Annotated in this window: 23 protein-coding genes and 2 pseudogenes; 8 read left to right on the top strand and 17 right to left on the bottom strand. The window is 56.2% G+C overall.

Features of this window, described 5'->3' with window-relative positions:
* Positions 1 to 697: 697 nt before the first annotated feature.
* Positions 698 to 2,677 (bottom strand): DNA topoisomerase III, encoded by a 1,980-nt coding sequence (locus tag WF331_RS26850; protein WP_102689541.1) that lies wholly within the window; start codon positions 2,675 to 2,677, stop codon positions 698 to 700.
* Positions 2,678 to 2,788: 111 nt separating this feature from the next.
* Entirely contained in the window at positions 2,789 to 3,130 is a 342-nt protein-coding gene (locus tag WF331_RS26845) for a helix-turn-helix domain-containing protein (RefSeq protein WP_102689540.1), read from the bottom strand.
* Between the two features lie 140 nt (positions 3,131 to 3,270).
* On the opposite strand from WF331_RS26845, the gene WF331_RS26840 reads away from it, so the two are divergent.
* A complete protein-coding gene (locus WF331_RS26840) occupies positions 3,271 to 3,513 on the top strand; it encodes a hypothetical protein (protein WP_232862532.1) in 243 nt (80 codons plus the stop codon).
* A 44-nt stretch (positions 3,514 to 3,557) separates the two neighbouring features.
* Here WF331_RS26840 and WF331_RS26835 read toward each other — a convergent pair whose 3' ends face one another.
* The 10 genes from WF331_RS26835 to WF331_RS26790 all read right to left on the bottom strand — a co-directional run bounded on the left by WF331_RS26835 (position 3,558) and on the right by WF331_RS26790 (position 12,107).
* Positions 3,558 to 3,986: a single-stranded DNA-binding protein gene (locus WF331_RS26835; protein ID WP_102689539.1), complete on the bottom strand. Its 429-nt coding sequence runs from the start codon at positions 3,984 to 3,986 to the stop codon at positions 3,558 to 3,560.
* Positions 3,983 to 4,486: a DUF3158 family protein gene (locus WF331_RS26830; protein WP_102689538.1), complete on the bottom strand. Its 504-nt coding sequence runs from the start codon at positions 4,484 to 4,486 to the stop codon at positions 3,983 to 3,985. The genes WF331_RS26835 and WF331_RS26830 overlap by 4 nt, the downstream gene beginning before the upstream one ends.
* A complete protein-coding gene (locus WF331_RS26825; RefSeq protein WP_102689537.1) occupies positions 4,483 to 5,238 on the bottom strand; it encodes a PFL_4669 family integrating conjugative element protein in 756 nt (251 codons plus the stop codon). Before WF331_RS26825 ends, WF331_RS26830 begins: the two co-directional genes overlap by 4 nt.
* Positions 5,239 to 5,563: 325 nt before the next feature.
* Positions 5,564 to 6,757: an STY4528 family pathogenicity island replication protein gene (locus tag WF331_RS26820; RefSeq protein ID WP_013972313.1), complete on the bottom strand. Its 1,194-nt coding sequence runs from the start codon at positions 6,755 to 6,757 to the stop codon at positions 5,564 to 5,566.
* Positions 6,751 to 7,302, bottom strand: coding sequence for a DUF2857 domain-containing protein (locus WF331_RS26815; RefSeq protein WP_013972314.1), 552 nt, complete (start codon positions 7,300 to 7,302; stop codon positions 6,751 to 6,753). Before WF331_RS26815 ends, WF331_RS26820 begins: the two co-directional genes overlap by 7 nt.
* 16 nt (positions 7,303 to 7,318) lie before the next feature.
* On the bottom strand, positions 7,319 to 8,890 hold the full coding sequence (locus WF331_RS26810) for a ParB family protein (RefSeq protein ID WP_047595523.1): 1,572 nt from the start codon (positions 8,888 to 8,890) through the stop codon (positions 7,319 to 7,321).
* Between the two features lie 91 nt (positions 8,891 to 8,981).
* Positions 8,982 to 9,869 carry a ParA family protein gene (locus tag WF331_RS26805; protein WP_340623485.1) on the bottom strand — a complete coding sequence of 296 codons (888 nt, stop codon included), beginning with the start codon at positions 9,867 to 9,869 and terminating at the stop codon, positions 8,982 to 8,984.
* A gap of 4 nt (positions 9,870 to 9,873) precedes the next feature.
* A complete protein-coding gene (locus tag WF331_RS26800) occupies positions 9,874 to 10,089 on the bottom strand; it encodes an AlpA family transcriptional regulator (protein ID WP_179052395.1) in 216 nt (71 codons plus the stop codon).
* Positions 10,090 to 10,202: 113 nt separating this feature from the next.
* Positions 10,203 to 10,940, bottom strand: coding sequence for a hypothetical protein (locus WF331_RS26795; protein WP_063423924.1), 738 nt, complete (start codon positions 10,938 to 10,940; stop codon positions 10,203 to 10,205).
* Between the two features lie 168 nt (positions 10,941 to 11,108).
* Entirely contained in the window at positions 11,109 to 12,107 is a 999-nt protein-coding gene (locus WF331_RS26790) for a LysR family transcriptional regulator (RefSeq protein ID WP_063423925.1), read from the bottom strand.
* A 155-nt stretch (positions 12,108 to 12,262) separates the two neighbouring features.
* On the opposite strand from WF331_RS26790, the gene WF331_RS26785 reads away from it, so the two are divergent.
* From WF331_RS26785 to WF331_RS26775, 3 genes are read left to right on the top strand one after another with little or no spacing between them, the layout of a single operon-like run.
* Positions 12,263 to 13,405: an iron-containing alcohol dehydrogenase gene (locus WF331_RS26785; protein ID WP_047595526.1), complete on the top strand. Its 1,143-nt coding sequence runs from the start codon at positions 12,263 to 12,265 to the stop codon at positions 13,403 to 13,405.
* Positions 13,406 to 13,450: 45 nt separating this feature from the next.
* On the top strand, positions 13,451 to 14,794 hold the full coding sequence (locus tag WF331_RS26780; protein WP_070087314.1) for an MFS transporter: 1,344 nt from the start codon (positions 13,451 to 13,453) through the stop codon (positions 14,792 to 14,794).
* Positions 14,795 to 14,814: 20 nt separating this feature from the next.
* On the top strand, positions 14,815 to 16,404 hold the full coding sequence (locus WF331_RS26775) for an aldehyde dehydrogenase (NADP(+)) (RefSeq protein ID WP_102689535.1): 1,590 nt from the start codon (positions 14,815 to 14,817) through the stop codon (positions 16,402 to 16,404).
* Positions 16,405 to 16,491: 87 nt separating this feature from the next.
* Here WF331_RS26775 and WF331_RS26770 read toward each other — a convergent pair.
* Positions 16,492 to 16,617: pseudogene (locus WF331_RS26770) on the bottom strand (IS30 family transposase); the annotation flags it as partial.
* On the opposite strand from WF331_RS26770, the gene WF331_RS26765 reads away from it, so the two are divergent.
* Positions 16,598 to 17,110, top strand: a complete 513-nt coding sequence (locus WF331_RS26765) for a recombinase family protein (RefSeq protein ID WP_075045752.1) — start codon at positions 16,598 to 16,600, stop codon at positions 17,108 to 17,110. The pseudogene WF331_RS26770 and the gene WF331_RS26765 sit on opposite strands and share 20 nt — an antisense overlap.
* 395 nt (positions 17,111 to 17,505) lie before the next feature.
* Here WF331_RS26765 and WF331_RS26760 read toward each other — a convergent pair whose 3' ends face one another.
* Positions 17,506 to 17,712 carry a hypothetical protein gene (locus tag WF331_RS26760; protein WP_102690083.1) on the bottom strand — a complete coding sequence of 69 codons (207 nt, stop codon included), beginning with the start codon at positions 17,710 to 17,712 and terminating at the stop codon, positions 17,506 to 17,508.
* Positions 17,705 to 19,255, bottom strand: coding sequence for an EAL domain-containing protein (locus tag WF331_RS26755; RefSeq protein ID WP_340623484.1), 1,551 nt, complete (start codon positions 19,253 to 19,255; stop codon positions 17,705 to 17,707). Before WF331_RS26755 ends, WF331_RS26760 begins: the two co-directional genes overlap by 8 nt.
* Positions 19,256 to 19,552: 297 nt before the next feature.
* On the opposite strand from WF331_RS26755, the gene tnpB reads away from it, so the two are divergent.
* The 3 genes and pseudogenes from tnpB (at position 19,553) to WF331_RS26740 (ending at position 22,032) form a co-directional block, all read left to right on the top strand.
* Positions 19,553 to 19,912 carry an IS66 family insertion sequence element accessory protein TnpB gene (gene tnpB, locus WF331_RS26750; RefSeq protein ID WP_028699721.1) on the top strand — a complete coding sequence of 120 codons (360 nt, stop codon included), beginning with the start codon at positions 19,553 to 19,555 and terminating at the stop codon, positions 19,910 to 19,912.
* Between the two features lie 18 nt (positions 19,913 to 19,930).
* Positions 19,931 to 21,458: pseudogene (gene tnpC, locus WF331_RS26745) on the top strand (IS66 family transposase).
* Positions 21,459 to 21,555: 97 nt separating this feature from the next.
* Positions 21,556 to 22,032, top strand: a complete 477-nt coding sequence (locus WF331_RS26740) for a hypothetical protein (protein ID WP_102690081.1) — start codon at positions 21,556 to 21,558, stop codon at positions 22,030 to 22,032.
* An 824-nt stretch (positions 22,033 to 22,856) separates the two neighbouring features.
* On the opposite strand, the gene WF331_RS26735 is transcribed toward WF331_RS26740, so the two are convergent.
* Together WF331_RS26735 and WF331_RS26730 are read right to left on the bottom strand one after the other, a co-directional pair.
* Positions 22,857 to 23,174 carry a hypothetical protein gene (locus tag WF331_RS26735; RefSeq protein ID WP_028699719.1) on the bottom strand — a complete coding sequence of 106 codons (318 nt, stop codon included), beginning with the start codon at positions 23,172 to 23,174 and terminating at the stop codon, positions 22,857 to 22,859.
* 222 nt (positions 23,175 to 23,396) lie between these two features.
* Entirely contained in the window at positions 23,397 to 23,672 is a 276-nt protein-coding gene (locus WF331_RS26730) for a hypothetical protein (protein ID WP_028699718.1), read from the bottom strand.
* Positions 23,673 to 24,292: the final 620 nt, after the last annotated feature.

Raw genomic sequence — 24,292 nt, 5'->3', positions numbered from 1 at the left:
GGCGGGGGTGAGTCCGCAAGGGAAGGTCAGGTGCAACAGCAGTGGTGTAAGAGCGCTCATCATCGCGGGGAGCGATAACCGTGCGAGCCGCCGAACGCTAGTCGCACTTTGGGAGGAACCACTCTGGGGGAGCGTAGCCTTGCAGGTCCCGGCTACCTGGTGCTGTCATCGACAGCGTGGTGCAGTTCATCTATAGAACGGTGCGCAGCGCTCGTCAACAGCGGTTTTGATTGGGTTCAGAGGTGTGGATGTGGGTGGTGCACAGTAGATTCAAACGCGCGAAAAAATAGCCCAACGGTTGTCGGGCTAGGAACAGAAAGGCCACCCTTGATCTGGTCCATTGACAGCGAAGTCGTCGCTTCACTTCAGCTGTCGCGTCACCCTGATCAACCGACCCTTGTCGTGGCCTGGGTCGGGATAACTGGCACGCATCCGCGCACAAACGGCGCCCATTATTTCGCCGGCGGGCACCGGCACTGAGCATCGTCGCCGAGGCGGATGACCCCTACAGCCTGCAACAGGTCGCACGGGTCATCCGTCTCGGGAACCTTGGACATCCGGAACAGCGATACAGTACGGTGAAAGAGGCTCCGAACTCAACGAGTCTGGCCGAGCTGCCCGGAGCGAATCGGCCTGGGGTCGCCAAACGGCGAGGGGCCTGTTCACTACAACAGTGACGGTCCCTAGCGTCAAGCAGTCAGGAACGCTTCGGCTTGGCAAGCGCCGCGCTGGCCTTCACTGGCTTAGTACCCTTGCAGTCTGGGTAGCGCACACAGGACCAAAAGTTACCGGTGCGGCCTTTGCGCTGGCGCATGGGGCTTCGGCACACGGGGCAGGCGGGACTTTTCGAACGGGGTAGCTGCAGGTTCAACGAGGCTTGGCTGCGCACCACCTGGGTGAGCCAGGCCGACTGCTTGGCGAGAAACGCCTCGACACTTAACTGCCCAGTCTCAATTCGCGCCAACGCTTGTTCCCACACCGCAGTCATCACCGGGTCAGCCACCTCACGCGGAACGGCTTCGATCAACGTGTGGGCGGCGGCAGAGGCTGCCAGGCTGCGCTTTTTTTTGGTCAAGTAGCCGTGATCGATCAGGCCCTGGATGATCGCGGCGCGGGTGGCCTCGGTGCCGATGCCAATGCTGTCTTTCAACGTTTGCTTGAGGCGCACGTCGGCCACCTGGTTGGCGATGGTTTTCATCGCTTTGACCAGTGTACCTTCGGTGTAGGGTTTGGGTGGCTGGGTGCGCTGCGTGTTGACCTTGGCGTCGCGCACACCAACCGACGCACCTTCCTGCAAGGTGGGGAGCCGCTGCGTTTGCTCGGTTGGCTCACTGGCATCGGCTTCATCGATCACGGCCTTCCAGCCACGCACCTGGATCTGTTTGCCACGGGCCTGCAGCGGATCGGCCTGGCTGCGCAGCTGCACCTGGGTTTTCAGGTATTCGTGGTGGGGCAGAAACTGCGCCAGGTAGCGGGCGCGGATCAGGGTGTACACGGCGCGCTCACGCTCGGACAACTGATCGAGCGGGATCACCACGGCGGTGGGGATGATACCGTGGTGGGCGGTGACCTTGCTGCCATTCCAGGCGCGGGAGCGCCGTGTCGGACCGAGTTCCTTGAATCGCTGGCCAAGCGCCGGGTCGGCTGCGGCCAAGGCCTTCAGTACGCGCGGTACCTCGTCCAGCATGCTCTCTGGCAGGTAGCCACAGTCGCTGCGAGGGTAGGTGGTGGCCTTGTGGGTTTCGTACAGTGCCTGCGCCACACTGAGGGTTTCCTGCGCGCCCAGGCCGAGTTTGGCCGAACAGACTTCCTGCAGCGTGCCCAAGTCGAACGGCAAGGGCGGCCCTTCCGTCACGCGTTCAACGTCGACCCGCTCCACTTGTACTGAACGCGCAGCTGCCAGGCGCCGGGCAACCTGCTCGGCCGCCGCTTGATCAACGCAGTGACCGGCATCATCGCAGTGCGCAGCGGGTGGCTGCCAGCGCGCCTCAAACTCCGCCCCGTCAGCGTGCAGCACAACGTCCACGGTCCAGAAAGGCCGGGCGACGAAACTGGCGATGGCGCGATCACGCTCCACTACCAGGCGCAGGGTGGGCGTTTGCACACGGCCCACGGGCAGCGTGCCGTCGAAGCCGGCGCGGCGACCGAGCAGGGTGAACAATCGGCTGAGGTTGATGCCCACCAGCCAATCTGCCCGGGATCGGGCGAGGGCACAGTGGTACAGCGGCAGGGTTTGTTCACCCGGCCGCAACGCCGTCAGGGCCCGACGGATCGAAGCGTCGTCGAGGGCGGACAGCCACAGGCGAAGGATAGGCCCCTGATACTGGCAGCGCTCGAGGATCTCCCGAGCAATCATCTCGCCCTCGCGGTCAGCGTCGGTGGCAATCACAACCTCGGCGCAGGCCTGCAGCAGCCGGCTGATGGCCTTCAACTGCGCGGCGACCTTGGGCTTCACCACCAGTTGCCAGTGCTGCGGGATAATCGGCAGGTGCTCCAGCGACCAGCGCTTGAACTGGTCGCTATAGGTTTCCGGTGGCGCAGTCTCGAGCAGGTGGCCCACGCACCAGGTCACGGTCACTCCGATGCCCTGCAGGTAGCCATCGCCGCGACGATGGGCTTGCAGCACCCGGGCGATATCGCGGGCTTGGGACGGTTTTTCGCAAATGTAGAGGCGCATGACGTGGCCCTCTCGGTCAGGTACCGACAGGGTGGTCGCGTGACTGGGGAGTGCTAGGGAAAAGCTGAACTGGTCGAGATCATATCGGTATAGCCGCCAGCGGCGAGCGATTTACCGCTGCGCGAGGTGCGCGGTCACGGTCTGCAGAAGGTCCAAGGCAAATTGCTTGTCCGTCTCGCCAAGTTCCTTGATCAGCGAGGCAATCTTCTGCCCCTGGTCCTGTGGGCGAGGACTGATGGCCAGTAGCAGCTCATCGGCCGGACAGCCGTACATGTCCGCCAACTGCAGCAGCTTGGGCACGGTCAGTTCGACCTTGCCACGCTCCATGCGCGACACCGCTTCGGTGCCGATCTCCAGGCGCTCACCGACTTGCGCCTGGGTAAAGCTCTGCGCGCGGCGGTACTTGGCCAACTGGCGGCCGATGTGTTGTGGGCTAGGCTCTTTGACTGGCAACGGGGTGGCTCTCCAATTCAACCCGTATGGTTGACCAGCCACCCAAGGATATGAACGCCCTAAAAGGTTGAATATCAACCTAACGGGGCGTATCACCCAATGAGAGTACGGTGACCTGATCGTCACACGGAGATAGCGGATTGGACGAACTTGAGCAGCATGAAGCGGATGCGTTAGCGATCAAGGCCTGCGAGTTGTTCATGACCACCCATCAGGAACCGGACAATCAGGCGGCGAGGGCCAGGTTGATCGCGTGGATCAAGGAAGCGCCAGCGCACTGGCGGGCGTTCCTTGCCCTGGACCAGTACCTGGCGGAGGTCAAAGGGTTGATCGAGGGGGACGACCTGCAGGGCGTCGCCCGCCGTGCGGGGCGCAGTGACTGAGCGGTCCCGCGCTGAAAGGCACGGTTCCACTGACGTCCACCCGCTCAGCTCGATTTGCGTGTGGTTTTCTTGCCGGCCGGCTTGCGGTTGCTGCCACCATTATCACTGGCCTTCTCGCGCATGGACACGCTGGCCAGGCGGTGGGGCAGGATGCCGATGTGCCGCGCCTCCACCTTGAACGTCACCCGGGCGTTGTCCTCGCTGTCTTCCCACTCATCCTTGACCGTGCGGCCCATGACCAAGACGCGCATGCCTTTCTGGTACAGGGTGCTCCAGTGCTCGGCATCGCGGTGCCAGAGCTCGACCGGAGCCCAGTAGCCGCCGCGGTCTTCGTAGCCGCCCTCGCGCGGTACTGGGTTGTCGAAATAGACATTCAACCGCAGCAGCCGCTTCGGCTCGTCCGGGTTGTTGTTGAATTCCTGAAACTCAGGCGGACTGCCGATGTTGCCTTCGCCAACAAAGAACGTGCTCATGGGTGATTCTCCTCGGTGGTGGTATCGAAAAGGACGTCATCGGCATACGCGAGTTTGAGGGCGCCGGTGAGTACCTGGCGATAGAGCGAGTTCAGGCTGCTCATCTGCAGGTTGAGGACGATCCGGTTGGCTTCCAGCTGGTACAGCGCCTGGCGCAGTTCTGGCTGCAGCAGCGGATGTGCCATCGCCTGCTGCCAGACCTCCACGCCCATGCGCTTGAAGTCCGGGCTGCGCCAGCGTAGGAAGCAGGCGCCCTGGGAGCTGTGCTGGACGCTCAGTCGCAACTCGAGCAACGAGAAGGGTGGCTGCGCCATGATCGCCAGCATCGCGACCATCAGCGTCTCGAGTTCGCCTCGCAGCTGTTTGATTGTCTCGGCGAACTGGGCCAGCTCCCCCTTACCCTTAAAAGGCTTTAAAAGGCCTTTTAGAGAGGCACTGTGTTCAAACTCGCGATAGGCCTCGGATGACAGGCAATGGGCGATCGCTTCGGGCAGTGTCATGCTTCACCGCCTTCGGCGGGGTCGCCGGGCGAAGGTTCCACGTCGTCAGCAAGTTGATCGGCCTCACTGGGCAGTGCGGCCTTGGCGGTGCGCACGATGGGCGGCGCAAATTGCGAGCGTCGTGTGCCTTCGAGAATGTCCTGGGGCGGGATGCCGAACTTGTCGATGGCCTCGCGGGCGCGGGCGTTGTTGGCGGCCATGTCGTCGCGGCTTACCCCGGCCAGTCGGAACTGCTGTGCCATGCTGAACAGGCTGCGCAGCAGGTGGGCGCCACCATCGATCCAGTACTCCATGTCGGCCCGGCCGATCAGCGCGGTGTGGTGGGCCAGCAGCACGCGACGTACCAGGCTGTCGTAGTCTGTCAGCAGGTAGACGGCGAGAAACCCCAACTGGCTGCCGATGAACAGGGGCAGGGTGACAGGGTGGATGTTCAGGTTGTCGCCGATGCTGACCTGGGAGGGCAGGTCGCGCTCGACCAGTTTGACTTGCTCGGTCAATGCCAGCAGCTCGGCCTTGGCCTGCAGTACCTTGTCTTCGAGTTGTAGCATGAACCAGTCGGCGAAGGGGTCGTCCTGGCTGCTCGCCTGCTTGAGCAGGTTGGTGACGCTGATGTAGCCCGCCATGCCCATGATGCCAAACACGCCTTCGCGCCCGGCACGGCCCTGCCACAGACGTGCTGCGTGATGTGTGTGCAGGGTGAGGGTGATGCTGCTGCGCAGTGAGCCCAGGTTGAGCTGGTAGTGGTCGACCATTGCCAGATCCTCGCCGTCGGAATAACGCCGACGATCTGCACTCTCGGGCACCCTGGCAGTGATCAATGTGAACGCGATGGGCTCACATTGCCCCCTACTTTCGATGGTCCTGCGATTGATGCCACTGTGATCAAATCCACTGAGTGCCAACGCCGCTAACTGCTTCATCCTGGCATTGGTCAATGTTGCGACCTCACAGCCATCACGCAGATCACACTCCTCGAGCAATGGTGTCTGGCTGGAAGACGTCACTGGAGTGATGCCACTGCGATCAAATCCATAGAGGTCCGCTGATAGTTGGAGACCTGAAAGACTCAACGCGCAGTTACGTTGTTCCGCTCACAACACCGCAGCGAAGCTTGAGCTGTTCCAGGTACGCCTTGGCCAGCGGCGAGGCCACCCGGCTTCCGGATTCCCGTGAGCGCTCATCAGCCGGCTCAGGCGGGCGAATGCGCTTGCGCGGTGCTGGTGGTACATCTCTTCGTGCGGCCCAAAGCGTGAATTCGCCCTGGCAGGCTCGCTTGATCAGCCCCAACAAGTAGGCAATGGGTTTGCGGATGTCGCCGCGGCTACAGCGAACCGCTGCTTCATTGATCACCGCTTGTCGCTGTTCGGGCTCGAGCTGGCACAGCGCCTGGACTGCCCGGCGCTGTTCATTCGGACTCAACTGCAGACCCTCTGGCCAAGCGGCGCTGCCATCGGCCGAGCTGGGCGGTACTGTACTTTTTTTGCTTTGTTTTTGTACGGTACGGTCGAGCGTCGGATTCCGAACGGCAGCCGTAGCCGGGAAATTTACGCTGGGTTCGGAATTGGTCGAGGACGGTGCGGCAGACCGAACGCAGTGCGCCTCGCTTAGTTCGGAATGCTCGACATGGCTGTCGGCCTGCAGCGGCAAGGTCTGTTGAGCGCCTGTTGCGGGGAGCGAAGCCATCATGGCCAAGGCCTCGTCAGCCACCTCCGGATCCGCCCGTAGCTCTTGGAGAAGATGCTGAGCGAGATCGCGCACGCCTTTGGTGGCGTGGGACAGGTTTTGGCTGATCAGGGGCAGGTAGCCGGCATCTTGGTCGATGGCTTGTGCGGGTGACAGCGGCGCGTCGTGCAGCACGTACACGCAGCCGCGCAGGCAACCCTGCTCATCGCGATACCGTTCGCTCAGGCTGAGCCAGCGGGTAGCACGCAGCACATTCAGCGCGCGGGCGATGGTCTCGCGTGAAGCCTGCGCGCCACAGGGGCTGGTCGCCAGGTATGGCTGCAGGTCCTGATAACGTGGGGTACGCATTTGCCGCTCGGTGATCAACCAGCGCAGCACTAACCAGAGATTGCGCTCCACGGGCGTGAGCCGGCGATCCTGCAGCAATCCCCGCGGTAACGGTTCGTGGCTGCCGTGGTACACGAAGCCCGGCCCCTCTGCCAGTGCACGGGCAGCCTTGGCTTGTTCGGCCTGCTCCAGACAGCGCTTGAGCGTGACCATGCTCTGGCGCACCACATCGGCCCAGTCCACGGTGTAGAAATTCAGCATGGGATACCTCCGTAAAGCTCGATCTGCTGCCAGATCAGGGTCAGGCTGATCTGCTGTTCCTCGGCCAGCATCATCATTGCATCCAGCGGTTCACTGTCCGGATCTTCAGCCCGCAACTGGCGCCAGCGGTTCCACACCGCATGCTCCTGAGTCTCGCTGAGCTGGACGGGGCGGCCGCGATGGGTCTCGATCTTCAGGATGCGTCGGCGCAACGCCGTCTCGGAATGGTCGAGGCCGAAGCAGCGGTACATGATGTTTGAACTTGCCCCGAGCTTGAGGGCACGGTTGATCAGCCGCTCGTTCAGCTCGTCGCGTTCGGCCTGGGCGATCAGGCGCCGCAGCACCGTGGTGTCGACCTTGATTTCGACCCAGGCGATCGTGGAGTGCGCCAGGTGGGACAAGGTCGTAGGCGGCAGCGACTGCAGCACCTCGATGTCCTCGTCGCCGAGGCCCAAGGCCTTGCAGCGTTGCAGCCGACCATGGCGCAGCTCATGCAGGACCTGGTTCAACATGGCGTGGTTCAGCAGATTGAACGACGTGCTCATGCGGCACCTCCGAGTGTCAGCGGGTGGACGACAGCGTGAGTTCGATCAAGCGTCGAGAGAGCCGGATAAGTGAAAACAGTTGCGCCAATTGAGGATCGGGGAGCCGCTCAATCCCGATCGCGAGCTGTGGGCGCTCGATCAGTGGCAGGTCGTAGGCACCCAGTAGCAGTTGGCCGAACAGCGCCGCCGGGAGCTGCTGACGTTGCTCCCAAGCAACGTCATCCTGCACGCGCAGCAGCGCGCCCAACAGCAGCTGAATCCCGGTGCGGTGCGGTGTCGAAGGCGCTGCTGTATCGGGCGCCAACGAGAAACCCAGGCCTTCCTCCGTGGCGCAGACCATGTGTGGCGCATTGGCGTAGCCGGCCAGTTCGCTGGCCAACTGCGCGCAGGCCTGGCGCAGTTGCACCAGGTCTTCCAGAGCCGGCGGTATCGGCCAGAGGGTATCCAGTGAATCGGGCAAGCACAGGCGCCCAGCACTGCCGAGATTGGCAGACTGAGCGGGCGGTGGCGCAGTTGGAGTGCGTACCTGTTCACGGGTGACGGCAGGAGGCTGCTTCAGGTCTGCCTGTTCGGGTTGCCTATCAGCAGGTTGCGGAGGGCAGACCAGCTCCGGTGAGTGGAGCCCCGTGGGGGCTTCAGGCTCACTACCGGAAGTGGTATCGGTGTCTTGGCCCACGCCCAGCGGCGAGGGCAGCGACCGGTCGGGCGTCAGTGGCTGACGTGATGCCTGGCCGCTATCCTGGAACAGCTCCAACGCCAGCAGGCGTGGTGACTGGTCCAAGGATTTCGCCATGTGCGCGAGCAGTTCGTCCTGCAGCTCGGCGGTGTCCAGCTCGGCGGCTGTGCAGTCGAACGTAGACAGCACCTCCAACCACAATGCGGTGAAATCCAACCGTGTCGCAACGTACCGATTCCACACCGATTCGGCACGTCGACGCAGGTTAAGGGTCCGCTCGATCGAAGGTCTGCCCAAGCCGGCGTACAAGGTTTGCGGGATCGCCGGCAGCAGGTGCTCCAGGGTGTCCAGCATCCGGCTGATGTGCGATTGCGAGATTGGGTAGCCGCCGGCCGATAGTTGCGCCGCCAGTTCACGTTGACTCAGGCTACCACCGTCTACCAGAAGCATGTCGCGGAACTTGGCCACGGCCAGGGCCCGCTCGATGAAAGTCAGTTGGCCGTGCAGGTCACTTTCGGCCAGATGGCCCAGCAGCGTATGGAGCTCCGACTGCCAGGGGCGAAACAGGCAATGGATGCGGAAAAAACGGTCGTCACGGGTTTCTTGCCACAGTTCGCCGAGGATACTCAGCCGTGTATTGCCGCCATTTCGGATGATGAACTGCGGCTCGCCGGGCCGGCGCGTGATAGAGGGGGGCTGGTCCAGGCCGCGGTCGCGGATGGAGGCCTTCAGTTCCTCGTACAGCGGATTACGGATGAAGCGTGGATTGTGCTCGTAGGGCCGCAGCTGCTCGAGGGTCACCACCATCGGCGTGTCGCAGTCGGGATCGGTGGGCGATACCTGTGTTGCCCGCTGTGGGAAGTGCCCGTGCTGGAGCTGGCGTGTAATGTCTTCGGAGGTTGGTGGTTTCATGGGTTTGCCCCTGATCTGTCAGTGCAGGCGGCCCCGCCCTGGCCTTCCCAGTTGTCTGCGTGGGTGGGGCAGCGGGGGGAAGGGCAGGGCACTAGGCGGGTCGGCCGGTGACGCATTCCTCTGAGGCAATGCTGTCGGGATAAGAGCGCGCACGGCCCCTGGGCTGGGCCAGTCGCTGCTCCCACTCCGGGAACAGTTCATTGGCCAGTGCCCGCATGACATCGGCCGCGCAGCGACTGCGCGATCGAGGGGCGGCTTTCGACTCGATCCGATGCACCGGCAATCTCAATGACGCGGCATTGAGGTACGCGACGCGATCGGGAATCACCGTGTTGCAGACGCTGACATGCGGGTCGGCGGCAAAGGTGTTGCGCAGGCTCTGCATGATCAGGCGGGTGTCGCGCCGATTGGCGTTCACCTGATTGAGCAGCAGTTTCACCGGGGGCAAGTCCACGCCGAGGTAACGGTAGGGTTCCAGCTCCTCGAACAGGCCGAGCGTGCCGCGGCGCAGTTCGCGTGCCGCGAGCATTTCCGGTGGCAATGGGCACAAGGCGCAATCGGAGGCGAGGATGGCCATTTCCACCACCACGCTGCGCGCGCCCTGGGTGTCGACGATCAGCACATCGTACTGATCGGCAAACGATGGCAGCAGGTTGCGCAGGCGCAGTCGGCCATCGGGCGCGTGCAGCAATACGGTGCCCAGGTGGCCGGCGCGGTCGTTGGAAACGATCAGTTCAAGCCGCGGGATAGCGGTGACGGAAATGATCTGTTCGGCAACCGTGAGCCGCTGCGAGATCAGTTCGTAGCTGCCCGCTTCACGTGACTCGCACAGGGCATAGTAGCTGGACAACGTCGGTTGACTGTCCAGGTCGAGCAGCAGCACCTTCAAGCCGGCGTCGGCAAGCAAGCCACCGAGGTTGGCGGCAACCGTGGTCTTGCCGGCGCCGCCCTTGGTCGAGATCAGCGAAAGGACTTTCATGGCACTACTCCCGAACAGACAGGCGATCCTGAACCCACTGCTCAATCTCCAGCGAGTCCCAACCGACCGCGCGCGTGCCGATGCGCCGGCATTGCGGGAATAGTCCGGCCTTCATCAGGTTGTAGATATGTGAGCGTTTGAAGCCGGTTTTTTGTTCCACCTCATCGCGGCGCATGATGTGGCGATCAACAGAGACAGGAGCAGGGCTGGCCGGTTGCATGGTGTCACTCCTTAGCGCCATGTGGCGCGCAGTGGGATGTGACAGTCATTGAAGGTCCGTGGGGGTGAAAAATCATTGCCAGGCAATGGCCGTCATTGCCTGGCTATTCGGAGTTAGGCCTGCTCCGCTTGGGCCAAATGGCGGCGAGCCAACGCAAATTTCCGATCAAGGGTGTGTTTGCTCAAACCATGTAGGCCGGGAAATTGAGACAAAATAGCCTGGACTACCGCAGTCTGATTTTTATAGATCGACTGCACTTGGCCGGATTTCGACTTGCCTACGGTGATTGCCAGTAGGGCGCCGATGATCGTGTAGTGGACGCTGGCGGAGGCTTCAGGGGCTGGCTCCGCTGCATCAAGCTGCGCCGTTAGCTCGTTTTCATGGCGCTTGTAGACCGTCATCTCTTCGACAACAGAATCGTAGGCCTGATGCATTTTCTCAAACTCACGCGCGTAGAAGTCCCGTTCAGCTTGCACAGCCAAAAAGGCGTTCAAACTCACGCATTCGAGGTGGTCGATATTTTTGGGGAACAGGAATTCGGGTTTTTCCTCCGGATGGTTTAGCGCAAACCAGGCCCGCAGATCCGGACGGCGTATGGACCAATACACTCGCTCGGCGTGGTCGTTGAGCGTAATGGGCCCGCCGAGGAAAGTTGCCGGTAGCTCACCCGCGGCAATGGCGTCGTAGATGCGCTCCACATAGAAGTGGAGACAGGGCCACTGCGGAAAATGCTTGAGTAGCTCACCTGAGTGGGCTATTTCGACCTGTAAGATTTCTGCGGTGTGATCGGCCAGATCGCACCAAAGAATTGCCGCATCGATGGGGTGATAGCAGCTTTTGATCGCGTCCATGGAGAACAGCCTCCAGCTGAAGTCGTCCTAATCGCCGATGGGATCATTATTTTGAATCTCATTCGAGCGAGCTAGACTCCGAAAGCAGTTTCGGATCCAATAACGTGACAAAGTATTTTCATTATAGTTCGCCGTAACTCTTCAGGCTGCGACGAGTTTTGACGTAGATCAGTGGGGATTGTGGTTCGGTCGCAGTGCCCGACCACCTTCTGATTGAAGCGCTTTAGGGCGGCCTGCATCGTCGAGCTCGACTTGTATCAGCAACCCCCTTAGTTGCTCCATAGCCGGTGTGGCCTGGCTACCTCTGCGTGTTACCAACTCGTAGGGGTCGCTTACGGACTTGATGGCCAAGGGCAAGATGCATACGCGGTTGTGCTGGACGCACTGCTTGGCCACATCGATTGACACAAGCGCAACGAATTCGGGCTGGTTCTGCAGCAGTGACAGCGTTGCCAGAATCGACGTGGTCTCCACCAGGTGCAGAGGGAAGCGGATGCCCGCATCATGGAACTCTCGCTCAAGCTGCACCCGCATAGGCATGTTGGCCCGGTAGACGATCCACCGACTTTCAGCCAACTCCTCCAAGCGAAGTGCTCCAGCGGCCTGGAGGGGGTGGTCGATGTTGGCGATGACCGCCAGAGTCTCGTCCTGAACAAACGCACTCGAGAAAAGATGCGGCGAACTGCTCACACTCGTCCGGCACAGGGCCATGTCCAGACGCCCGCTCTCGATCTGGGTTAAGAGCGATTGGCTGGTGTCCTCAATGATCTCGAATGACATTTCCGGCTGTATAGCAGTCAGCTGGGAGACCGCCTTCATCAACAGCGGCACTGCCCCCATGATCGCCCCCACCGCAAGGCGTCCCCCGACCCCTCTCAGGATCGCATCCAAATCGTGCCGCAGGTTCGAGATATCAGTCTGCACCACCCTGGCGTACCTGATGGCGCAATAGCCGGCAGCCGTTGGTTCAAGCCCACGGTTGTTGCGATTAAAAAGCGTCGTACCAAAAGTCGTCTCGATCTCCTGAAGGGCCTTGCTTGCCCCAGGTTGTGTCAGCCCCACGCTATTTGCGGCTCCGAGAAGAGAGCGGTGCTCGTCCAGCTCGATGAGCAATCGCAGGTGTCTAGCGTGGAGCCTGGACATGATCGAGTTGAGGGACGGGGTCATTTGGTATGAATCCTAGTTATACCTGTATGGATTGTTCTCAATACCACGGCTGAATTCAGATTTCTATACTGGCGCGGCACGATGTCGCACTCGGTGCGGCGGATTGGCCTGAGATCGGCCCAAAATAACAAAGCCAGTAGGCTCGAGGAGACCCCATGTCCCTGATCAATTACATCACCCAGATCCAGTTTGAAGTCGGAGCTATTTCGCTCCTGCCTGCAGAGTGTCAGCGCATTGGTATTACCCGCCCTTTGATCGTCACTGACCGTGGTGTCCGTGCGGCAGGTATCGTCGATGTAGCTCTGAGCAAATTCACCGACTCCACTGTTCAGCTGCCGATCTATGACGGCACGCCACCCAACCCAAACGAAAATGCTGTTCGTGAAGCAGTGGCCATGTTCAAGGAATGCGGTTGCGACGGCATCATCGCCATCGGCGGCGGTTCCGCTATTGACCTTGCCAAAGGTGTAGCCGTATGCGCCAAGCACGAAGGCCCGCTGAAAAGCTTCGCTGTCATCGAAGGTGGCCTGGCTCGCATCACTCCAGCAACGGCCCCTGTGATCGCAGTGCCGACCACTGCCGGCACCGGCAGCGAAGTTGGTCGTGGCGCCATTCTCATCTTGGACGATGGCCGTAAGGTTGGCGTGATTTCCCCCCACGTTGTTCCAAAATCTGCAATCTGTGACCCGGAACTGACTCTTGGCCTGCCTGCAGTTTTGACTGCTGCTACCGGGATGGATGCGATTGCCCACTGCCTCGAAACCTTCATGGCTCCGTCGTTCAACCCACCTGCGGACGGTATTGCATTGGACGGCCTGTGGCGTGCCTGGCGCTTCATCGAAACCGCTACCCAAGATCCGAAAAATCTGGAAGGTCGCACCAACATGATGAGTGCTTCCCTGCAAGGCGCTCTCGCGTTCCAGAAAGGTCTGGGTTGCGTTCATAGCCTGAGCCACTCGCTGGGCGGCATCAATCCTCGCCTGCACCACGGCACTCTCAACGCAATCTTCCTGCCGGCTGTGATCCAGTTCAACCGCAAGGCAGCGACCATGGTCAACGAGCACAAGACAGCGCGTATTGCTCAAGCGATGGGGTTGGCTGACGAAAGCCAAATCGAAGATGCGATCCGGGACATGACCCGAGCACTCGGCCTGCCAACCGGCCTGCGGGAGCTGGAAGTCACTGAAGACATGTTCCCCAAAATCATCAAAGGCGCTCTCGCAGATCACAGCCATCGCACAAACCCGCGTGAAGCTTCTGCAGAGGATTACCAGTGGATTCTCGAGGCCTCCATGTAAGCCTCGAAATCCTGCCCTCATCCAATAACAAGAAAGTGAACGCCTATGAACACCAAATATGCGGAAGCGGAGCTCAACCGTAAGCCTGAAACGGTGGCGAGCTCAAACCCCTTCAAGAAGTACCAGGTCATCACCGTCAGCCTGCTGCTGGTGATCGGCATCATCAACTATGTGGATCGGAGCGCTCTGTCGATTGCAAACACCTCTATCCAGCGGGATATGGGGATTACGCCTTCCCAGATGGGCATCCTCCTGTCAGCGTTCTCGTTGGCATATGCCCTGGCTCAGCTTCCACTGGGTGTGATCATTGATCGCCTGGGCAGCAAGATTTCACTGGGCGCAGCGCTTCTTGGCTGGTCTGTTGCTCAAACTGCTTCTGGCTTGATCAACACATTCTCTGCGTTCATCGGTTTGCGGATCGTGCTGGGTATCGGTGAAGCACCAATGTTTCCTTCAGCTGCTAAGGCACTTTCAGAGTGGTTCGAAGCTGAGAAGCGTGGGACGCCCACTGGGATCGTGTTGTCGTCGACATGCATAGGGCCTTGCATCGCGCCACCACTCTTGACCCTACTGATGGTCAATTGGGGATGGCGTGGCATGTTCATTGCCACCGGCGTTTTTGGAATCTTGATCGCTGCCTGCTGGTTCGCCTTCTACAAGAGCAAAGAGCGTTTTTTGGCTGAGCTTCCTGCAGAGGAACGCGAACGTCTACTGGCTACGCAAGCACAGAGGCAGGCAGCAATTACAGCAAGGCCCAGCGTGAAAGCTCAGTTGAGCGCGTGGGCTGAGCTGTTCCAGCACAAAAGCACTTGGGGTGCAGTCCTGGGGTTCATGGGCGTGATCTACATGCTATGGCTGCACCTCACCTGGTTGCCAGGTTATTTCGAGCGTGAGCACGGTCTCAGCCTGTATCAAACTGCCTGGATCGTTTCCTTGGCCTATGTATTTGGCGCCTTGGGCACCATCGTCGCTGGCCGTTTCTGTGACCGACTGGTGAAGAATGGGGCCACCGTACTGGGTAGCCGGAAGTTCGTAGTTGTCTGCGCACTGTTCTCAGCTGCTGCATTCACCATCCCTCTGTCGTTCGGCAGTGGCTTCATCCTCAGCGTGGTGTTGCTGTGCGGTGCATTGTTCAGCGTCAACATGGCCAGCTCAACTGCTTGGATGATCGCTAACACAGTCGTGGATAGTCGACGGGTTGCTTCCTTCGGCTCTATCCAGAACTTCGGCGGTTACCTGGCGGGATCGGTGGCACCCATTGTCACTGGCTTCAGCATCCAGCAATCCGGCTCATTCGCTTCCGCATTTTTGATCAGTGCTGCCGTGGCATCGGTGGCAGCAATGGCTTACGTGCTTCTTCTGAAGCAGCCCATTTCCACTGACAAGTAACAAGTTTTCGGAGTAGATATATGCAACTCACAGGTGAACAACTAATCGGTTATCGAGCGGTGCGCGGCGAAGGCCGTGAACTCCTTGCGATCAATCCTAATAACCAACAGTCTATTCCAAGCCCTGTGTTCAACTGCGCAAGCGCAGCTCTGGTTAACGAGGCCTGCGAGCTGGCCGAACAGGCGTTCGACTCGTTCCGCTCCGCTGCACCTGAATTGCGTGCCCGTTTTCTCGAAGAGATTGCGGAAGGGATCGTAGGCCTGGGCTCTACATTGACTGAGCGTGCTCACCTCGAAACCGGGCTGCCCATGGCTCGACTTGAAGGCGAGCGGGGACGCACCGTCGGTCAGCTGCGGCTTTTCGCATCTGTTCTTCGCCAAGGCCGTTGGCAGGATGCGACACTCGACTCGGCTCTGCCAGATCGTCAGCCGCTTCCACGCCCCGACCTGCGCATGTGCAAAATTGCGCTGGGGCCTGTCACCGTCCTCGGTGCAAGTAATTTCCCGCTCGCTTTCTCTGTCGCAGGTGGCGATACCGCTTCCGCACTGGCCGCAGGTTGCCCTGTTGTCGTGAAAGCACACCGCGCTCACCTGGGAACCTCCGAGCTCGTAGGGCGAGTGATCCAGGAAGCTTCGAAGCGCCTTGAATTGCCTGAGGGAACGTTCTCGCTGATTGTCGGTGATGGCAACGATGTAGGACAGCAGTTGGTATCGCACCCGGCTATCAAAGCCGTAGGTTTCACCGGATCACGTAGCGGTGGCCTGGCATTGATGCGGGCAGCGGCAGCGCGGCCTGAACCCATCCCCGTCTACGCCGAAATGAGCAGCATCAACCCGGTATTCCTCCTGCCAGGTGCACTGTCTGCTCGGGCAGAGTCCATCGCCACCGGCTTCATCGACGCTCTGGTAATGGGCGCAGGCCAGTTCTGCACCAACCCAGGCATCGTGCTTGCAGTCGATGGCCCTGACCTGGAAGCCTTCCTGGACAAGGCCGGAGCTCATCTGGGCGACAAGGCTGCGCAAACCATGCTGACTCCTGGCATTCATTCTGCCTATTCGCAAGGGATTGATCGCATCACCAGTCAGTCCTGCGTTCAGGCCGTTGCTTCAGGCCAGCCTGATCTTGGAGCCACACAGGCACAGGGGCATCTCTATCAAACGACCTTCGAAAGCGTGGCAGCCAATGCACAGCTCTTGGAGGAGGTGTTTGGCCCGGCAGCTATCGTCATCCGTTGCCAGAACGTCAACGAAATGCTCGCGTTCGCCAAATCCATCGAGGGTCAGCTGACGGCGACACTTCATCTTGAAGATGAGGACTTGGCGATTGCTCAAGGTTTGGTGCAAGCCATGGAGAAGAAGGCTGGCCGCGTATTGGTCAACGGCTTCCCAACTGGCGTGGAGGTATGTGACTCCATGGTACACGGCGGTGCTTTCCCTGCTACCTCTGACAGCCGCACAACGTCGGTTGGTTCGACTGCAATCGACCGCTTCCTTCGTCCTGTTTGCTATCAAAATTTGCCAAATGTCCTCCTCCCTGAGGCATTGAAGCAAAACAACCCTTTGAATATCTGGCGCCTGGTAGACGGAAAAACCACTGCTCCGAAAGGCTAGAGCAACAAATGCCAGCAGCCACACGCAGCCGTGGCTGCTGGCATCCAATTGATCAAATGGCGGTTGCAGAAGCTGAGTGCAACACGGTCATTGAATTGAAGCTGGAGCATCATGCCGCATAACCATGGCCTTGTGCATCACCTCGCCCATAACTTCGATTGGGCATTTGAAGTCGAAGCGCTTACGCGGACGCATGTTCAGTTGCAGTGCGACCCCTTTCTGGATCAGCTATGTTGATGAGGGATTCATCCTTAACGAACATGCAGAAGCCGTGAAACGTGCCGCAGAACTCTGTTTTGAAATGGGTGCAAGAGCAACTGCCCAAGAATTAAACAAGATGAACTTCCCCAAGAAATATACTGAAAGCATTGTTGGGAAGGTTCTTCGACAGCCCGCAATTTACGGGTCTTTTATCGCTATGGAGTGGGACGAATCAGGTAAGCCGATTCAGGTCAAAAAAGAGATTAAAGGCTATTATCCGGCAGTAATTTCAGAGTCAGAGTTTTATAGAGTCGGCGCAAAATTGAGTGAGCGACAAGACCCAAAACTTGCAGGGCGAAAGGTCGCAGAATTCAAAAACATCTTACGAGGGATTGTTTTTTGTGCCTGTGGCTCGGGCTTCCGTTACCACGCACAAAAAAGAGAGTATGTTGACTTGGTGTGCTCGGCCTCATTGGCTGGGCGCTGCACGTATGCATCACCATGAAAAGGCGTCAGATATAGATATGCACGAATAGAGGAAATATTCCTTGCCTACCAATCCCTTATCCCATTTCACAGAATAATACCAAAGCCTAAGGGTATTAAGTCGCTGGAAAATGAAAAGCAAGAGCTAGCTGGAAAAATTCTTCAACAGGAAAAATCGTTAGCAAGCAATTTCGACATTCTTACTAATGCCTCGGAAACGGCCAAAAAATACATTCTAAGCAAAATTGAGGAAGTAGCTCACGACTTGGATCAGCTTAAAGCAAAGCATAATGAGATTAGCCTAAGAATTAGTTCGCTGCATCTGGCCAGTAAATCCATGCTTAACGTTATGGGAATTTACAAGCTCCTTTTGAACGAGCATGGGCGAATGCGAGTAAATAATTTCCTAATCGGTCAAAACGTAAGAATTACTATAACGCCTATTAAGAAAAACATTTCATCATGGATGTTCACTTGGCTGATGAGCACATTGACCGCATCAGTTTCACCCCGAATGGATACACTGCCGAAAAGAAGCCCCATCTCTAAATCGCTACCAGCCCTAAAACGCACCCAATCAAAGATTGGGCACCTTTTAGGGCTAATATAAAATTTATTCATGTGCAAAATTCATCGCTTCACCCCTAGCTCTTTGCGATCTGACTTTTTCAGTAAGTTCGCTAATTGGCAATGCCTTGCTGAATAGCCATCCTTGAACAAGTGCATCAGGACAGAAATCAAGAATTGCTTTTTTCTGAGCTTCCGTCTCCACGCCCTCAAAAATTATTTTTGCGTTTAAAGCTTTTGCTATTTCATGAATCTTTTGCAGCACTACTGCTGCCGGAGAGTCTGTTCCAGCAGCTTTTGAGAACGACTTGTCAATTTTTATAATATCAACATTGAGCCCGGCCAGATAGGATAGACTTGAATATCCTGAGCCGAAATCGTCAATTAATACTTTATAACCAGAAGCTCGAATGGACTCAATTTTTTGTTCGACCTGGCTAATTTCAGCCGTTGCCCCTTCAAGAATTTCAATTGCAATCTGGCTAGCTGATACGCCGTGACTTCTTGCTGTATCTGATATGTGTCGAATTAGACCGCCATCCAGCAGGTCCTTGGTTTCCATGTTAAAACTCAAATATACTCCCGGATGGCAAGCCAGGCCTCTCGAACACTCTTCCAAAGCCCTATTAACAATCAGCTTGTTCAGCTTCTCTTGCAAACCAAGAGTTTCCGCTTTTTGGATGAAGACATTTGGAGGGACTGATCCGAATTTCTTATCGTGCCAGCGCGCCAAAACTTCGAACCCGGAAACCTTGCCGGTCTTGCCATGAACAATTGGCTGATATGTAGTTGATATTAGCCCATTTCTAATAGCGTATTTTAAACGATATGAAAGTGAGTTTCTAACTCTACGATATTGGTGGGCAGCATAGAAAGCCAACAAGCCCAAAGAACAGCCAGTTAATGCGACAAACAGGAAAAGAGTAGGTTTGCTGGCCTTGAAAATATTTGCTTGAATGTTCGAGCTAACACAAATGTCGTATTTTTCAGAGCACACTCTTGCAGATGCGCTGCTTAGGATATTTCCTTGCTGAAAATCGCCGAACGTGCGCATGATGGTTTTGCCGTCACGAGAGACAATAAATGCATTTAATTCTGCTGGCGGTGATTCAAAAGGTGCAAATGCGGTGGGTGACGTAACCACAAATGAGTTTTCTTTTGCTGAAACATCAATTTTTATTGCGCCGGGAAAATAGCTTGAAGCTGCACTCCACAGCCTAACATTGTTTTTCGTAAGTCTACCCTCACCAGCCAACCTGAAAGCAGGGATTACGCCCCACATAGCGGAGCAAGTAATAGTGTTGTTTTTTATTCGCCCTGCATCTTTTACAAAGCGATATTCATATAAAACTCGTTTTAACGTGTCTAGGTCAGTTAGCCCGCAAGACTCGTCAGAGGTATTGTTTAGCTCATCAAGTGCAGCTGTAAGGTTTCCTGCGACCATTTCGGCATGATTGAGAATAACCTTAGCGTGGGACTCTATCCTGTTATCTGCACTAGCCAACCATAAAAGCTGTGTCACTCCAAATGAGAACAGCACTCCAACTGTCAGGCATCCAGCTAAATAGCACAGAGTGCTTTTTTCGAGCTTTTTCATGCGCACCGCACCACCCATGATTCCCTATTTCCGCCTTATGCCATATCTCTGTGGGGTTGCATAGGGGCTATATGAGCATTTTCAACCATCACGCTATGCGTGACGGCGCTGGACAAATCCAGCGCCAAATGCTGGCCCTAACAAGTCAGGGCCAGCCGGACAAATCCGGCTAAAAACCAAAGCCTCGGACAAGTCCGAGGCGCTGGACAAATGTAAGGGATCCATCATCCCCACATTCCAAGCGTCCACCTGATTCACGATGCTGCGCTCCCGATTTCTTTCTGGAGCCAGCCCACCATGATGCGTCCCGACAGCAAAGTCGAAAAAGTCTACCTCTATCCCAAGTCCGTGGACTTTCGAAAGTCCATCGACGGGCTCACTGCCCTGGTCGAACTGGATATCAAAGTCGCCGTGTTCGACCCGGTACTTTTCGTCTTCCTCAATAAAGCCCGCAACCGCATTAAGGTGTTGTACTGGGAGCGCAACGGCTTCTGCCTTTGGCTCAAGCGCCTCGAAGCCGAGCGTTTCAAAACCTCCCCCGACGCCACCGACGAAGCTATCATTCTGACCGTCCAGGAACTGAATTGGCTACTCGACGGTTTCGATCTCTGGCGCAACCGTCCGCATCAGGTTTTGACACCCCGTTTCGTCGCTTGAGCCGGTATAATCCGGGCCATGATTTCAGTGCCCGATGACCTTCCTGACGACCCTGCCGCGCTCAAACAACTGCTTGCGCAGTTGTTGGCCGAGCGCACGGTCGATAAAGGCCAGATCGTCGATCTTAAAGAACAGGTCAAGCTGCTGCGCGACCGACTGTTCAATCGCAAGTCGAGCAAACCGTCGAGTCCAACACACCCCAACTGGCGTTGTTTAACGAACCTGAAAGCCAGTGGGTACCTGCCGCTGATGATGCTGACGAAGACGTTGTTGCCCCGACCGAGCCGCGTGGCAAACGCAAACCCCTGTCGGCTGACCTACCACGTATTGAAGTCATTCATGACTTGCCCGATCACGAACTGACTTGCGCCTGTGGTTGCCGCAAACACGTGATTGGCGAGCAAACCAGCGAACAGCTCGACATCGTGCCGATGCAGATCCGTGTGCTCAAACACGTACGCAAAGTCTATGGCTGCCGTGGTTGCGAAACTGCGCCGGTCACCGCTGGCAAGCCGGCGCAATTGATCGAAAAGAGCATGGCCAGTCCCAGCGTGCTGGCCATGTTGCTGACCACCAAGTACGTCGATGGCCTACCGTTGCACCGCTTCGAGACGGTGCTGAGCCGACATGGTATCGAGATTCCCCGGCAAACCCTGGCCCGCTGGGTCAGTGCAGCGAACACGTTCAGCCATTGCTGAACCTGATGCGTGACCGCTTGCTGGAAAGCCCGGTGATCCATTGCGACGAAACTAGAGTGCAGGTGCTCAAAGAGCCGGATCGTGATCCGACCAGTCAATCCTGGATGTGGGTGCAGGCCAGTGGCCCGCCTGATCGACAAGTCGTGCTGTTCGATTACACCACCAGTCGCGCGCAGGAGGTGTCGCTGCGCCTGCTGGAGGGCTATCGCGGCTACGTGATGACCGATGATTACGCTGGCTACAACGCGTTGGCGCTACAGCCGGGTGTTGAACGACTGGCGTGCATGGCGCATGCCCGGCGTAAATTCGTCGAAGCGCAGAAGGTGCAGCCCAAGGGCAAGACCGGTCGCGCCGATGTTGAGCTGACGATGATCAACAAACTGTATGGCATCGAACGCGACCTCAAGGATGCCAGCGATGAACATCGATTTATCGGTCGTCAGGAACGAAGCCTGCCGATCCTTGAGCAGTTGAAAAGTTGGCTCGACAAGACGCACTCGCAAGTGACACCGCAAAGCGTACTGGGCAAGGCGTTGCATTATCTGGCAAACAATTGGAACCGCCTGGAACGCTACGTCGAGGCGGGCCACCTGCCGATCGACAACAACCTGGCAGAGCGGGCCATAAAGCCGTTTGTGATCGGGCGCAAGGCTTGGCTGTTCAGTGACACGCCCAAGGGAGCCACGGCCAGCGCGCAGATCTACAGCTTGGTCGAAACCGCCAAGATCAACGGCCAAGAGTCCTATACGTGGCTGCGCCACGTACTTGAGCGACTGCCGCATGCGTCGTCAGTAGCAGACTACGAAGCGCTGCTGCCATGGAACTGTTCGCCAGAGATGCCACGGTAACCTTGGCTTCCACCTTGCGGTAGGTGGGGTTCATGGATCGGTTACAGACCTTCGCACCTTGGCGAGCCTCCGTGGTGGCGTTCAGGAAGGACAGCGCATGCTGTTCCTGTTCTGGTCACTCAATTTCATGGGTATGAGCTTCCAGGTCAACAGTATGAACTTTTGGGTTGAGGCCAAAGCCGTAGCAGAGAGGTTCTTCCCCAATGGTGATTGGGAAGAAGCGGCGCTTGGAACCGTGTTTGAGAAGGTCTGTCAGCATTGCAGAGGTGAGAAGGTCGAGTTTAATGGGGAAAGCTATAAGCCACTCTACACTCCCCGTAATTCAACGCTGATACGTGCTTTCAATATCACGCCGGAGGAACAACAACACATGATTACTATCATTGATCCAGTGGAAAGAGCACGCCGAGGAAAAGAAAGGAAAATATGGGAGCGCAGGCAGCGTGGAGCGAGTGAACAGAAGAATAGTGATGCCCGAACTAAGTCATGGGAAAAGTTAGGAATAGGCAAAGCGACTTATTGCAAGTGTAAGAACTTACAAAGGCAGCAAACTTGGGGGTTACAAGTAGGGTGAACTACTTCGTTCTGTTATCTAAGGGGATGCTGCGGTGAGGGGGTTTTAAGTATTATTTGAATCTGCCTTTTAGACATGGTTTTGCTCTTGCAATTTCCAGCGCCGAAAGACCATTAAATCATTGTCTTGCTCTTGATTTTTTAAGTTTAAGTTTTACGATATAAAAACAACAATATTAGGCATTACATGACATTTAAAATCTACAATCTCACCCTTAACAATGGACTAAAAAGCGAAATGCAGACCAGGCTGACTATAAAGCAGGGCTTTGATTTTTATCGTATTGAAAATGATAGTTTTTGGGAGTGTTACGCTGGTGAATGGGAGCGTAAAAGTCTCTCTTATAGTGGTATAACCAATCAGCACTATCTTGGTGATCTCAAATTGGACCGTGTAAGTGCATGCCTCTTTTACTATCAGGTTGATGTCTTCCTGCCCTTGCCGTAGTATTTGATAAATTTGTTCATGGTCGTCAGTTTAGTAAAAACCTAAATACTCTTCAGCGTATGTAGTTCGGTGGTGAAAACGAAGAATCTACTCTCAGTTTCAAAAAGCATGAGTTTTCGTTGAATAAATTGGTAGAATGGCATTGGGATAATCATAGGAGGTCGAATATAACAATAGGTAAGGTTTTGGTTACGCCTAAACTACTGGCTGATTTTCAGCAGTCCCTGCTACGAACTGAACAGCAAATAGAAATCCCACCAGAAATGGCCCGAGGGATGTTCTACACTGGAGAGGATGATGCTTTTGCCTTTGGTTAAACAACCCCGTAAGGGGAGCATCTTGGCGAATCCTTCTCCCTCCTAATCCAATAATTTTGCTTAGACCGAGAAAACTTCTCTTCTAAGGTCAATCACCTTTTGGATTTTCTCCCGATAGGTTTTCCAGATGGGTATATCAAAGGATATGCTTTGTTCAACAATCAGGCGTGCATGAGCTTTGCAATGCCCATCAAGAAATCGCCATGCATCCATTTTAATGCTCAAATCGTCTTGATTAAATATTGCAGGATTGAAAGAAAGGAAAAACTCTAAGACTTTAACCCCTTCGATTCGGTCGGATAGAATTATCTTTTCTAATTCACGAATTGAATTGTTGATCTGAATGACTGCGCCTTCATAATCCTTTGCTTTATCCATTGCCACGCACTCCTCTTTTCCCAAGCATATACACAACCTACAAGGCTGTCAATTTATTTGCCATCGCACGAAAGTCTTGGTGAGACAAAAGTTGGAATTTAACTATATCAGGGATAATAGCCCGTGAGGGAACATCTTGGCAAAGGCTGTTCACATATGCACTTAAAATTTTGCTCTGGAATGCGCCATTGGTATTCAAACCAACACGGCGCAAAGCGCGTATCATTTTGGATTGCGCATTCGAATGTGATTTCCTCTGACCAGAGCCTCACATTTTAGTTGGTAAATCTCTCCGACTCGAAAAGCATAAAAGTCTTGTGATTCTACCGGGACAATTTTCTTTTCTATCCTATGGTCTTCATCGTCGAGATCCATAGTGGTGACTAACGCCAAGCAGACAATTCCCTCATAATCGTTCGGGTCATTTCCACTGTCCAAGTCGAAATACCAGTCCTGAACCGATGAAATGCTATGGATTTCGATAATTTTCTGTCGCATCCTTTGCTTCCTGCTTTTGGTGTTTCACGACACTAGAAATAATTCTTTTCCCAAGGCAATAATACTTTGGTCTAATAAAAACCGCCTTGCTAGGCGGTTTGGTCAAGAGCTTTAAGGTGTTGTGCTGCCATTTGCGTTATCTCTACTGAATTTCAGCGCAATAACTCCGCTTCCGTTCGTCCCGCAATAAGTTGATACGTCTGATATTTTATAACAGTCATTGTATTTCACAGTTCCTACGCTATCCCATCCTACTGCTTTTTGAGATTTCACGATGTTCGCACAAACCTCTACCTGCTTCAGATGTGAAACGACTAGCGAGCACCGATACTCGCACCAGCAGATTAAGATTGCGGGCTCGCTGGATGTGATTTCAGGTGGCAAGCCTTGATTCGACTTCCTATCCAGTCACACAGGATCATTCGCACCGAAAGCAGCAGGCTTTCAGTAGATCGCACCGTACTGACTGATCACCACGCCTGAGGTTGTATTCAAATGTTTGGGTTTCTGCACTGCGCATCCAGCCAGTCGATAAACACCCGCAAGCGTGGCGTTAGGGAAACTCCGAACAAGTTGCCCATCAGCCGGAAATGGGCGGCTTGGGGACGCCGAAAAGACCG

It is taken from the genome of Pseudomonas sp. YNh (assembly GCF_037993085.1).
In the GTDB taxonomy this organism is placed as follows: domain Bacteria; phylum Pseudomonadota; class Gammaproteobacteria; order Pseudomonadales; family Pseudomonadaceae; genus Aquipseudomonas; species Aquipseudomonas putida.
The sequence above is the reverse complement of the archived record's forward strand: the minus strand, read 5'-3'. Positions and strand labels throughout refer to the sequence as shown.

What these genes read in the sequence shown, in the direction of transcription:
- WF331_RS26850 (WP_102689541.1), bottom strand. Translation starts at nt 2,677, where the DNA reads ATGCGCCTCTACATTTGCGAAAAACCGTCCCAAGCCCGCGATATCGCC.
- WF331_RS26835 (WP_102689539.1), bottom strand. Translation starts at nt 3,986, where the DNA reads ATGAGCACGTTCTTTGTTGGCGAAGGCAACATCGGCAGTCCGCCTGAG.
- WF331_RS26830 (WP_102689538.1), bottom strand. Translation starts at nt 4,486, where the DNA reads ATGACACTGCCCGAAGCGATCGCCCATTGCCTGTCATCCGAGGCCTAT.
- WF331_RS26825 (WP_102689537.1), bottom strand. Translation starts at nt 5,238, where the DNA reads ATGGTCGACCACTACCAGCTCAACCTGGGCTCACTGCGCAGCAGCATC.
- WF331_RS26820 (WP_013972313.1), bottom strand. Translation starts at nt 6,757, where the DNA reads ATGCTGAATTTCTACACCGTGGACTGGGCCGATGTGGTGCGCCAGAGC.
- WF331_RS26815 (WP_013972314.1), bottom strand. Translation starts at nt 7,302, where the DNA reads ATGAGCACGTCGTTCAATCTGCTGAACCACGCCATGTTGAACCAGGTC.
- WF331_RS26810 (WP_047595523.1), bottom strand. Translation starts at nt 8,890, where the DNA reads ATGAAACCACCAACCTCCGAAGACATTACACGCCAGCTCCAGCACGGG.
- WF331_RS26805 (WP_340623485.1), bottom strand. Translation starts at nt 9,869, where the DNA reads ATGAAAGTCCTTTCGCTGATCTCGACCAAGGGCGGCGCCGGCAAGACC.
- WF331_RS26800 (WP_179052395.1), bottom strand. Translation starts at nt 10,089, where the DNA reads ATGCAACCGGCCAGCCCTGCTCCTGTCTCTGTTGATCGCCACATCATG.
- WF331_RS26795 (WP_063423924.1), bottom strand. Translation starts at nt 10,940, where the DNA reads ATGGACGCGATCAAAAGCTGCTATCACCCCATCGATGCGGCAATTCTT.
- WF331_RS26790 (WP_063423925.1), bottom strand. Translation starts at nt 12,107, where the DNA reads ATGACCCCGTCCCTCAACTCGATCATGTCCAGGCTCCACGCTAGACAC.
- WF331_RS26785 (WP_047595526.1), top strand. Translation starts at nt 12,263, where the DNA reads ATGTCCCTGATCAATTACATCACCCAGATCCAGTTTGAAGTCGGAGCT.
- WF331_RS26780 (WP_070087314.1), top strand. Translation starts at nt 13,451, where the DNA reads ATGAACACCAAATATGCGGAAGCGGAGCTCAACCGTAAGCCTGAAACG.
- WF331_RS26775 (WP_102689535.1), top strand. Translation starts at nt 14,815, where the DNA reads ATGCAACTCACAGGTGAACAACTAATCGGTTATCGAGCGGTGCGCGGC.
- WF331_RS26765 (WP_075045752.1), top strand. Translation starts at nt 16,598, where the DNA reads ATGTTCAGTTGCAGTGCGACCCCTTTCTGGATCAGCTATGTTGATGAG.
- WF331_RS26760 (WP_102690083.1), bottom strand. Translation starts at nt 17,712, where the DNA reads ATGAATAAATTTTATATTAGCCCTAAAAGGTGCCCAATCTTTGATTGG.
- WF331_RS26755 (WP_340623484.1), bottom strand. Translation starts at nt 19,255, where the DNA reads ATGAAAAAGCTCGAAAAAAGCACTCTGTGCTATTTAGCTGGATGCCTG.
- tnpB (WP_028699721.1), top strand. Translation starts at nt 19,553, where the DNA reads ATGATGCGTCCCGACAGCAAAGTCGAAAAAGTCTACCTCTATCCCAAG.
- WF331_RS26740 (WP_102690081.1), top strand. Translation starts at nt 21,556, where the DNA reads ATGCTGTTCCTGTTCTGGTCACTCAATTTCATGGGTATGAGCTTCCAG.
- WF331_RS26735 (WP_028699719.1), bottom strand. Translation starts at nt 23,174, where the DNA reads ATGGATAAAGCAAAGGATTATGAAGGCGCAGTCATTCAGATCAACAAT.
- WF331_RS26730 (WP_028699718.1), bottom strand. Translation starts at nt 23,672, where the DNA reads ATGCGACAGAAAATTATCGAAATCCATAGCATTTCATCGGTTCAGGAC.